The 3,556-nt window shown below is 39.2% G+C and carries 4 protein-coding genes; all 4 read right to left on the minus strand.

The features are described from left to right. Positions 1 to 157: ribonuclease HI (locus FJ354_07115; protein MBM3906420.1), on the minus strand; the 157-nt coding region annotated here is incomplete at its 3' end. Next, positions 147 to 599 (minus strand): hypothetical protein, encoded by a 453-nt coding sequence (locus tag FJ354_07120; GenBank protein ID MBM3906421.1) that lies wholly within the window; start codon positions 597 to 599, stop codon positions 147 to 149. The genes FJ354_07115 and FJ354_07120, both read right to left, overlap by 11 nt. Positions 600 to 816: 217 nt before the next feature. Beyond that, positions 817 to 1,752: a deoxyhypusine synthase gene (locus FJ354_07125; GenBank protein ID MBM3906422.1), complete on the minus strand. Its 936-nt coding sequence runs from the start codon at positions 1,750 to 1,752 to the stop codon at positions 817 to 819. A 119-nt stretch (positions 1,753 to 1,871) separates the two neighbouring features. Further along, positions 1,872 to 2,939: a deoxyhypusine synthase gene (locus tag FJ354_07130; GenBank protein ID MBM3906423.1), complete on the minus strand. Its 1,068-nt coding sequence runs from the start codon at positions 2,937 to 2,939 to the stop codon at positions 1,872 to 1,874. Between the last annotated feature and the right edge of the window lie 617 nt (positions 2,940 to 3,556).

Consider the following 3,556-nt stretch of genomic DNA (forward strand, 5'->3'; position numbering starts at 1 on the left):
CAAATTTTTCCAATACCGATATTATTCCTAGATATTCCGCCTGATTGTTTGTGATTCCGGGCTTTTTCTCATAGAAGGATTCGCCCGTTTCCTTTATGAAATAACCATAGCCGGAATTGTCCCCTCCAGAACCATCCACAAAAGCACTAAGTTCCATCTTTGTATAGCCTCGTTATTTTCACACTCACATTTACAACTATCATGTATAGTATGGTAGAGAGGATATGTGCGATGATCGATGCCAGATACGCCTCATATTCCAGATTTAGAAAATAATATTGCAGTGCCCATCGCGATATGGTATAAACAATTTCTGCCACACCTAGTGAGGAGATTATTTTCAGTAGATCTTTTTTGAGTCTTGCTTTGTCAAGATTGCCTGATTCGGTACGGTATTTTTTGCGATTATCAAAATAAAACAAAAAAGAAAACGTCGAGTAGAATACAACAAAGTCAATCACCACCGTATATGTAGAATTTATGTAGCTTGCCTGATCAGACAAAATCTGTGCCACAATGGCAGATACAATGATTGCGACAAGAAACGCAATGATCAGATTTTTGTTTAGTACTATGTACTGACGATAATTTTTCTGCATCATGAAATATCAAAATAAGCTTGGAAATAAATCCAACTTGAATGTCATATTACAAATAGCTAAAGGCCTTTGATGCTTCAAATACAGGCATTTACTATCTCGCCGCACTTTCAAGAAATTTTTACATTGTTTTAGAATACACTAGAAAAAAAAGAAGACGTATAGACATTTAGTGGCTTTTGATACCTACACACGAACTATTGTAATTGATTTTGGTCTATTTTACTCTAGATAAAAGCGCAGAATAAAGAAACGGCAGGATTGTGGTTATTTCTGCATGGATTGTGGTTTGTTTTGCATTTTGTGTTACCTTGCCCCATGAAATTGCCTCTCTGACAAGTGCGCCGCTAAGGCTTCCATCAAACTCTTGTGCAGTGGTGACATAAACAGCATAGTCAAGGCCGTCACGATACTGGTTCCACCAAAGGGTATGATGTTTTGATATTCCGCCACCCATCATGAAGGCGCCGGACTTTTTTGCCTTGAATACAAGTGAGGACAGAAGCTCGCCGTCGGCCACCATATTAAGTTTGAAATCGCTGTGTTTTTGGGCAAACATCCAGATCTGGCTTCCCACTGCACCATCCACTATTCCAGGCACCACTACTGGAATGTTATTCTTGGCTGCCCAGTACAAAAATGAGCCTTCTCCCAAGTTTTCGCCTATCATTCTGGCAATGTCTGCAGTGGACATTTCCCTTTTACCTGACTTGTAGGCTGCTTCCAAAAATGCCTGCATCTTTTCCTCAATTATTGGGCCGTAGCTTTCCATTGGGACAAGCACGTTACCCAGTCTGTGGATATTTTTTTCCAAAAGATCTGCATCGTCTAGAGTAAATGATCCTTCCAGATAATTCGAGAAATATCGTGCAATGTCATGATCTAGCGCGCCGCATGTAGTAATTACAACATCAAACATTTTTTTCTTGAGCATGTCAGCAATTATTCCCCGTAGTCCAGTGGATGTGATTGCTGCAACAAATGAGAGAAACTTGACGCATTCTTTGTCATTTATCATTGTTGAGAGAATCTCAAGGCCGTCAGTAAGATTTCTTGATTCAAAGCCGCCAGACAGTGACATTTGATTAAATATGCTCTGAATGTCATCGCCGTCTTTTATTGAAATGTCTTTTACTGCTCGATTACCTTCCATTCCATTGTAGTTTGGAATGCATTATAAATTTCTTGAAATCTCAAGTTATTTGAGTATGGTTCTCACAGAAGGTTTGTCGTTATATTCGTGCCTAAAGGTTTGGTAAAACAGTGAAAAATTTACTTTTTACCTTTGCTGAAATAGTCATCAGATAGTTTTTGATAGTATTGATCCAGCTTTTTGTATAGTCGTTTTGGTTTTCTTGGACCTTCCATGCTAAGAGCATAGAGACACAAAACCGGAAACGCTATTGTGGCATCTGCATAAACCACAATTACGTCTTCGTGAGAGTTCTTCACTTTGCCCCAGCTCTTGCCTTCTTGAAGAGTAGCGCCAGACAGGCCTCCAGTATCTGGCCTGGCATCAGTTATTTGGATGATATAGTTTTGCCCACCATGGCCTAGGCCTAAGATTTGGTCTAACAGTGGCCCAGTCTGCTGTGCAGTGTTTTTGGGAACACCTCCGCCAATTTCCACAATTCCTGCTTTTTTTGAATTATACAGAATTGCAGCCTGCTCAATTATCTCCCTTACAAAGTCAACTGAGAATGGCTTGTTGGCAAGTCTGAGTGGTGCTAGATCAAGTGCAAGCGATGAATCCTTCAGAGTTGAGATGTAAAGCGGTACATCATAATCATATGCAGATACTACAAAACTGCGTTCTGGGTGCATTGAGTGTTCTTTTGAATATTTACCCATCCAGTTTGCAAATTCCGCAGTAGTGAATGGTTTTTCAAATAAGTTGTTTTCGAACATTTTTTGCACGATGGTGTCTTGTTTTTTTAGGGTCTCTTCGCCTTTGATGTAGACGTCTCTAATTCGGACAATGTCTTTTTGGTACAAAATCATGTCATCAACCTCAAAATGCCCTTGTTTGACAGGCAGATTCCATGCAAAATGATCCTCGTGATACAAGTTAGAGCCCGTAGAAACTATCCAGTCGACAAATCCTTTTTCGATGAGGGCCTTGAACAGCCCTCCAAATCCAACAGGCGTCATGGCACCAGCAATAGTAAGACAGATTGTTGCATCATCTTCAATCATCTTACGGAATAACTTTGCAGCTTCTCCCAGCTGTCTTGCATTGAAGCCCGAACTTGCATAGATATCCACCAGATCATCAATTTTCATGTCCGGATTTACTTCTATGTGAGGAATATTTTTTCCATGAAAACTATGATAATCCATATTTCATAATCAAGATTAAACTAGATAATATATCTAATGATGACAATTAGTTTTGCAAAAAATTTGTTAAACGGGGATCATACATTTGAAAATGATTACAAAAAAATTATTTCAGAAGACTGATCTCTGATCTAACAATTTTTTCATGTGATATTGCCTAATTCATTGTGATTTTAAGAAATAGCAATATTCCTGCAATCTCGGCAATATGATCGCCAAGCAAATATGTGAAAATCTCGTGTGAGAAAAGATATCACATTAAAAAGTAGGTTATTTTTTCCAAAACCATCGCATGATGCATGATTGCCCTGCAAACTACACCCATCTTCTTTGCGAGTTGGTTTGCATTGAGTGGGGTTTTTGAATCGTCTGGATTAGTCTGAACCTGTTCACACCTCCTCTTGAGCCGGCAAACACAAACCAAGGCAGACGCTTTGCATAAGGATCATTTGCCATTGAGAAATTGGAGGCAGAAACTAGAAAAACATATTTGTGCATAGGCAAAATAATATTACCAATCACACGTCAAATTAGACATGATGCTAAACTATGATTATCCTCTGTACAGGCCGCCATCTGAGGCAGACTCGCTTATTTTTCAAGTCACATTAGGATGC

The sequence above is a fragment of the Nitrososphaerota archaeon genome (assembly GCA_016872055.1).
Classification (GTDB): domain Archaea; phylum Thermoproteota; class Nitrososphaeria; order Nitrososphaerales; family Nitrosopumilaceae; genus Nitrosotenuis.

Coding starts and splice junctions, on each gene's coding strand:
- FJ354_07120 (MBM3906421.1), bottom strand. CDS start 599: ATGCAGAAAAATTATCGTCAGTACATAGTACTAAACAAAAATCTGATC.
- FJ354_07125 (MBM3906422.1), bottom strand. CDS start 1,752: ATGGAAGGTAATCGAGCAGTAAAAGACATTTCAATAAAAGACGGCGAT.
- FJ354_07130 (MBM3906423.1), bottom strand. CDS start 2,939: ATGGATTATCATAGTTTTCATGGAAAAAATATTCCTCACATAGAAGTA.